Source organism: Pseudomonas rhodesiae (assembly GCF_013285305.1).
GTDB lineage: Bacteria > Pseudomonadota > Gammaproteobacteria > Pseudomonadales > Pseudomonadaceae > Aquipseudomonas > Aquipseudomonas rhodesiae.
The window spans coordinates 2,582,706-2,590,493 of the sequence record NZ_CP054205.1 but is presented as its reverse complement, the minus strand read 5'-3'; the positions used below and the strand labels follow the sequence as shown (position 1 = coordinate 2,590,493).

1 protein-coding gene is annotated in these 7,788 nt (G+C 63.6%); it reads right to left on the bottom strand.

Going from position 1 to position 7,788, the window contains the following annotated elements; translation table 11 throughout:
* Positions 1-8 precede the first annotated feature (8 nt).
* Positions 9-7,787, bottom strand: a complete 7,779-nt coding sequence (locus tag HRH33_RS11780; protein WP_173603448.1) for a non-ribosomal peptide synthetase — start codon at positions 7,785-7,787, stop codon at positions 9-11.
* Position 7,788 lies beyond the last annotated feature (1 nt).

Sequence of the window (7,788 nt, the reverse complement as noted above, 5' to 3'; positions counted from 1 at the left end):
CACGCCCCTCAGGAAATCAATTTATCCAAATCTTCTGCTGATAGACGTTTGAGGGCCTCCAAGGATTTAGCCAATGCGTCCTGCACCGGCGAATTATTTGTTTGCTGGGCCGCCACGTAAGCACTGAAATCAGCCAGGGTGGGTGCGGTGAAGATCGACTTGACGTCGAACTCGGCGTGCAAGCGCTCGCGCAGGCGCACCACCACTTGCGTAGCCAGTAACGAATGCCCGCCCAGCTCGAAGAAGTTGTCGTGCAGGCCGACACGCTGAACGTGCAAGACCTCGGCCCAGATCGCGGCGACCTGTTGTTCGAGTTCGCTCTGGGGCGCAACGTACTCGCGGGCCATCAGGCTGGCATCGGCCTTGGGCAGCGCCTTGCGATCCAACTTGCCGTTGGGACTCAGCGGCATCTGCTCCAGCAGTACCCACTGCGCCGGCACCATGTAATCCGGCAGGTGTTCGGCCAGGTGCGCACCGAGCACCTCGCGCCAGTCGTCGTGGGCCTGGTGCAGCACCAGGTAACCCACCAGGTACTTGCCGTCCACCGCCAGCACCGCTGCTTCGCGGACCTGCTCGTGCTCCAGCAACCGCGCTTCGATCTCGCCCAGCTCGATACGCAGGCCGCGCAGCTTGACCTGATGGTCGATACGCCCGGCGTATTCGATCACTCCGTCTTCGCGGTAGCGCGCCAGGTCGCCGGTGCGGTACAGGCGCTCGCCGTGCACGAACGGGTGGGCGATAAAGCGTTCGGCGGTCAGCGCAGGGCGGCGGTGATAACCACGGGCCAGGCCCGCGCCGCCCAGGTACAGCTCGCCCAGCACGCCGACCGGCACCGGTTCGAAATTGTCGTCAAGCAGGTAGCAGCCCAGATTGGCAATCGGACGGCCAATCGGCACAGTGTCGCGGCCTTCGTCGACGCAGGTCCAGTGGGTCACGTCGATGGCGGCTTCGGTCGGGCCATACAGGTTGTACAGCCCGGCGTGCGGCAGCTTGGCGAACACCTGCTGCTGCGCATCCACCGGCAACGCCTCGCCGCTGCACACGATGCGTTGCAGGCTCCGGCAGCTGGACACCGCCGTATCCTGCAAGAACGCCTGCAACATCGACGGCACAAAATGCAGCGTGGTGACCTGTTCGGCGTTGATCAAGTGGATCAATCTGGCTGGATCGCGGTGATCGCCAGGGGCGGCAATCACCAGGCGCGAGCCGGTCATCAGCGGCCAGAAAAACTCCCACACCGACACGTCGAAACTGAACGGAGTCTTTTGCAATACGCTGTCGGCCGCGCTTAACCCATAGGCTTCCTGCATCCATTGCAGGCGGTTGAGCAAGGCCGAATGGCGGTTGCCCGCGCCCTTGGGTTGGCCAGTGGAGCCCGAGGTGTAGATCACGTACGCAAGGTTTTCGCCGTCCAGCGCGACAGCCGGGTTTTGCTCGCTGTAGGTCTCAAAACTCGATTCGCCCAGCACCAGGGTTTCCAAGCCATGCGGAATCGGCAACTGGCCGAGCAACGGCGCTTGGGTCAGCAACAATTGCACGCCGCTGTCGTCGAGCATGTAGGCCAGGCGTTCGCGTGGGTAGTCGGGGTCCAACGGCACATAGGCACCGCCGGCCTTGAGCACCGCAAGCAGGCCGATAACCATGTCGAAGGAGCGCTCGACTGCCAGGCCCACACGCACATCCGGGCCGACACCGGCCTCGATCAAGCGATGGGCCAGGCGGTTGGCGCGGCGGTTGAGTTCGGCGTAGTCGATACGTTGCTCGGCAAACACCAGGGCCGTGGCCTGCGGCTGGCGCTCGGCCTGGGCTTCGATCAGGTGATGCACCCACTGGTTTTGCGGGTAGTCGCGTGCGGTGGCGTTCCACTGTTCAAGTATTTGTTGGCGCTCGGTCATGTCCAGCATGGCCAGTTCGCCAAGGCTTTGCTCACCGCCTTGGAGCATGCCACCCAGCAGGTTGGCCAGATGCCGGGCGTAGCCCTGCACCATGGGCATGGTGAAATGCGCACGGGCAAAGTTGAATTGCACCGACAGCGTTTCACCGACGTCCGCCAATACCGTCAACGGAAAACTGGTTTGTTCATGGGCCTGTGGCGCACCAAATCGCAGACCACTGCCGCCGCCCTGCTCAAGGGCTTTGGACACCGGGTAGTTTTCGAATACCAAGATGCTGTCGAACAGCCCTTCCCCGCCTTGCCCGGCCCAGCGCTGGATATCGTACAGCCCACAGTGCTCATGCTCGCGCAGGGACAAGTTCTGCGACTGCACTGCTTGCAGCCAATCGGCCACCGACGCCTGCTCATCCACCGCGCAGATGACCGGCAAGGTGTTGATAAACAATCCAACCTGTTGCTCCACCCCCACCAGTTCAGCGGGACGCCCGGATACCGTGGCGCCGAATGCCACCACCGGTTGCCCGCTGTGGCGGTGCAGCAGGATCAGCCACGCCGCCTGGATCAAGGTATTGAGGGTAACCTTGTGGCTACGCGCGAAGGATTCCAGGCGCTCAGTCAAGCCGGGGTCAAGCGTCAACTGATGCTGCCCCTGCCCCGTCTGCGACGTTGGCGGATAGGTGCCCAGGCGGGTCGGCGCTTGTAACGCGTCCACCTGTTCGCGCCAGAAGGCTTCGGTCGCCGCGCTGTCGCGCTGTTGCAACCAGCCGATGTAATCGCGATAGCGCCCGGCGGTTTCGGGCACCGCGATCCCGGCATAGCGTTGCAGTACTTCACCGAACAAGCGGGAATTGCTCCAGCCATCCATCAGGATATGGTGATGGGTGTAAATCAGTTCATGGCGCTGCTCGTCGGTGCGCACCAGCAGCAGGCGCATCAAAGGCGCGTGGGACAGCTCGAAGCCCTGCCGACGCTGGGCCTGCTGCAAATCCTGTAGAGCCTGTTCGCACTCCGGCATGGCGCGCCAGTCAAGCACCTCAACGGGCAAACGGGCCGCGCGGTACACCACCTGGCAGGGCCAGTCCAATTGCCCTTCCCAGAAAAACCCGCTGCGCAGCACGTCATGCGCCTGCACCGTCGCGTCCCAGGCTTGCTGGAATCGTGACACGTCCAGGCCATCGACGCTGACCCGGATCTGGTTGATGTAGTCGCCCGCTGCTTGCTCATAGAGGGAGTGGAACAGCATGCCCTGCTGCATGGGCGACAAGGTGTAGAGGTCTTCGATGGCATCGGCGGCCAGCGGCAGCGACTCAAGTTGCTGTTGGTTCAACCGCGCCAAGGGGAAGTCCGACACGGTGACGCCGCTGTTGCCGGGCGTGCAGCAATGCGCGATCAACGCCGTCAGTTCGCGGCTGAATGCCACGCTCAGAGCTTCGATCACCTCAGGGTCGAACATCAGCGGACTGAAGGTCCAGCCCATGTGCAACTCGCCGCCATACACTTGGCCGTTGACGGTCAACCAGTTGCTCAGTGGCGCGTCCGGGCTCTGCTCGGCACCGGCACTTTCCGACGCCGTGGCAAACAGGCCGTCCGGCTGATCGAAGCTGGCGTCAACCTGGCCCAGGTAGTTGAAAGTGATGCGCGGCACCGGCAAGCGGCTGAACGCTTGGCGCGTCGCATCATCTCCCAGATAACGCAGGGCACCGAACCCCAGACCGTTGTCTGGAATGGCACGCAGTTGCTCCTTGATCTGTTTGATGGAATCGGCCAGGGAGTCAGCCGGCGTCAGGCGCACTGGGAACAGACTGGTGAACCACCCCAGAGTGCGACTCAGGTCGATGTCATCGAACAGGTCCTCACGTCCATGGCCTTCCAGCTGGATCAGGCTGCTGGCATGCCCGGTCCATTGGCAGATCACCCGCGCCAGGGCGGTCAGCAGCAGGTCATTGATCCGTGTGCGATAGGCCGCCGGTGCCTGTTGCAGCAATTGCCGGGTGCGTTCGGCGTCCAGTCGGCTGACCAGCGTGCGCGCCAGTCGACCAGGCCGAGCGCCGTGGGGGTCACGGCACGGCAGGTCCGTGTGCATGCCATCGAGTTGCTGCAACCAGAAGTGCTTTTGCGACTGGATCGCTTCGCTGTGGGCATAGCCCTGCACGCGCTCGGCCCACGCTTTGAACGACGTCGTCTTGGCTGGTAGCGCATGCTGGCGATACAGACTTTGCAGGTCTTCAAGCACCACCCGCCAGGACACGCCATCCACCACCAAGTGGTGCATGACCAGCAGCAACCGTTGGCTGCCGTCCGGCAGATCGGCAAGCAATACACGCAGCAGCGGCCCGTTCAGTGCAAGGCTGCGCTGGGCCTCTTCACAGCGCGCCGTCAGGGCCTGGGTATCCGGCACCGTGGCGTGCCAGAGCAGTCCGCTGGCAGGCTCGGCATGCTCGGCCTTCCACTCTGCGCCGTGCTGACTGAAGCGCAGGCGCAGTACATCGTGGTGCAGCATCAGCGCCTGCAAGGCCGCTTCCAGGCGTGCGGCCTGCAGGGGCTGGCGCGGCGTCAAGAGCAGTGACTGGTTCCAGTGGTGCGGCTGCGGCAGGTCTCTTTCGAAGAACAACTGTTGGAATGGCAGCAGCGGCGTCTGACCCTGCACCGGCCCCTGGTCTATCACTGCCACAGCGTGCAGCTGTGCCACCCGCGCCAGGCTGCGCACGGTCTGGTGCTGGAACAGCGCCTTGGCGGTGAAATGGATGCCGGCAGCACGCGCGCGGCTGACGACCTGGATCGAGATGATCGAATCCCCGCCGCGTTCGAAGAAGTTGTCGTTGACCCCCACTTGCTCGACTCCCAGCACATCGGCCCAGATCGCGGCGATCTGCTGCTCCAATGCGCTCTGCGGGGCGATGTAGTGATGCGTCACCTCAGGTTTGGGCAGCGCCTTGCGATCCAACTTGCCGTTGGGACTCAGCGGCATCTGCTCCAGCAGTACCCACTGTGCCGGCACCATGTAATCCGGCAGGTGTTCGGCCAGGTGCGCACCGAGCACCTCGCGCCAATCGTCTCCGGCATGGTGCAGCACCAGGTAACCCACCAGGTACTTGCCGTCCACCGCCAGCACCGCCGCTTCGCGGACCTGCTCGTGTTCCAGCAACCGCGCTTCGATCTCGCCCAACTCGATACGCAGGCCGCGCAGCTTGACCTGATGGTCGATACGCCCGGCGTATTCGATCACCCCGTCTTCGCGGTAGCGCGCCAGGTCGCCGGTGCGGTACAGGCGCTCGCCGTGGACGAACGGGTGAGCGATAAAGCGTTCGGCGGTCAATGCAGGACGGCGGTGATAACCACGGGCCAGGCCCGCGCCGCCCAGGTACAGCTCGCCCAGCACGCCGACCGGCACCGGTTCGAAATTATCGTCAAGCAGGTAGCAGCCCAGATTGGCAATCGGACGGCCAATCGGCACGGTGTCGCGGCCTTCGTCGACGCAGGTCCAGTGGGTCACGTCGATGGCGGCTTCGGTCGGGCCATACAGGTTATACAGCCCGGCGTGCGGCAGCTTGGCGAACACCTGCTGCTGCGCGTCCACCGGCAACGCCTCGCCGCTGCACACGATGCGTTGCAGGCTCCGGCAGCTGGACACCGCCGCATCCTGCAAGAACGCCTGCAACATCGACGGCACAAAGTGCAGCGTGGTGACCTGTTCGGCGTTGATCAAGTGGATCAATCTGGCTGGATCGCGGTGATCGCCAGGGGCGGCAATCACCAGGCGCGAGCCGGTCATCAGCGGCCAGAAAAACTCCCACACCGACACATCGAAACTGAACGGAGTCTTTTGCAATACGCTGTCGGCCGCGCTTAACCCGTAGGCTTCCTGCATCCATTGCAGGCGGTTGAGCAAGGCCGAATGGCGGTTGCCCGCGCCCTTGGGTTGGCCAGTGGAACCCGAGGTGTAGATCACGTACGCGAGGTTTTCGCCGTCCAGCGCGACAGCTGGGTTTTGCTCGCTGTATTGCTCGTAACTCGACTCGCCCAGTATCAGGGTTTCCAAGCCTTGCGGAATCGGCAACTGGCCGAGCAACGGCGCTTGGGTCAGCAGCAGTTGCACGCCGCTGTCGTCGAGCATGTAGGCCATGCGTTCGCGTGGGTAGTCGGGGTCCAGCGGCACATAGGCGCCGCCGGCCTTGAGCACCGCAAGCAGGCCGATAACCATGTCGAAGGAGCGCTCCACGGCCAGCCCCACACGCACATCCGGGCCGACACCGGCCTCGATCAAGCGATGGGCCAGGCGGTTGGCGCGGCGGTTGAGCTCGGCGTAGTCGATACGTTGCTCGGCAAACACCAGGGCCGTGGCCTGCGGCTGGCGCTCGGCTTGGGCTTCGATCAGGTGATGTACCCACTGATTTTGCGGGTAGTCGCGGGCGGTGGCGTTCCACTGTTCAAGTATTTGTTGGCGCTCGGCCATGTCCAGCATGGCCAGGTCCTGCAAGGGCCGCGTCGTGTCGGCCACCGCCCCACGCAGCAGGCCCAGCCAGTGCCGGAGCATGCGCGCGGCGGTGCTGGCATCGAACAAGTCCGTGGCGTAAGTCAGCGACGCCCAGAGGCCGTCCTCGGTCTCCTGGGTGTCCAGGCTCAAGTCGAATTGCGCGGTGCGGGTCTCATGCTCCAGGCTGACCACCCGCAGGCCCGGCAGTTGTTGTATGGCCGTCCGCGCCTGCGCCTGATGGTTGAACATCACCTGGAACAACGGGTTATGGCTAAGGCTGCGCTCAGGCTGCAAAGCCTCCACCAGTTGCTCGAAGGGTAAATCCTGATGGGCCTGGGCTTCCAGCGCACGACGCTTGGTGTGCTGGAGCAGTTCGGAGAAGGTCATGGCACCATCAAGGTCGGCCTTGAGCACTTGGGTGTTGACGAAGAAACCGATCAGCGCCTCGGTTTCGACACGGTTGCGGTTGGCAATCGGCACGCCGACACGGATATCGCGCTGCCCGCTGTAGCGGTACAAAAACAGCTGGAACGATGCCAGCAACAGCATGAACAGGGTCACGCCTTCGCGTTGGGCCAGGGCCTTCAAACCGGTCACCAGCCCAGGGTCCAGCTGGATGTCCTGACGGGCACCGAGAAAGCGCTGTTGCGCCGGACGCGGACGATCGAGGGGCAGCGCCAGCACCGGCTGCGTACCGCCCAGCAGTTGACGCCAATAGTCCAATTGGCGCGTTTTCTCGCCCGCCTCCATCCAGCGGCGTTGCCACAACGCATAGTCACCGTACTGGATCGGCAGCGGCGTCAAGGTGCAGTCCTGACCCTGGCTGTACGCGGCGTACAGCTGCATCAGTTCCTGCACCATCACGCCCATAGACCAACCATCGGACACAATATGGTGCTGCACCAGCACCAGCACATGCTCCTGTGCATCGAGTTCCAGCAGGGTTACCCGCAACAGCGGGCCTTGGCGCAAATCGAACGGACGGGCGATCTCGGCCTCGACGCGAGCCTTGAGCTGCGCCTCGTCGGTACGGTCTTCGAGGATCTGGATGTCGGCATGGGGTAACACTTGTTGGGTGCGCGACTCGTCGTCCAGGTGCAGGCGGGTGCGCAGGCTTTCATGTCGTGCTGCCAGGCTGGCAAAGCTGCGCCGCAGGGCGGCCTTGTCCAGCATCCCGCACAGACGCAGGGCACCGGGCACGTGATAGGCCGCACTGTCCGGGTCCAACTGCCACAGAAACCACTGACGCTCCTGGGCGTAGGACAGCGGCAGGTGTTGGTCGGCCTCGCGAACCGAGGCAATGGGCAATTGCGCGAAACTCATGCCTCGGCTTTGCAGGCGCTGGTAAAACTGCTGGCGCTGTTCCAGAGGCAGGCGAAGAAAGCGCGAAACCAGATCGATATTAGGGTTGGAAAGCATG

Bases quoted from the DNA above. Each gene is read 5' to 3' on its own strand.
- HRH33_RS11780 (WP_173603448.1), bottom strand. From the start codon at position 7,787: ATGCTTTCCAACCCTAATATCGATCTGGTTTCGCGCTTTCTTCGCCTG.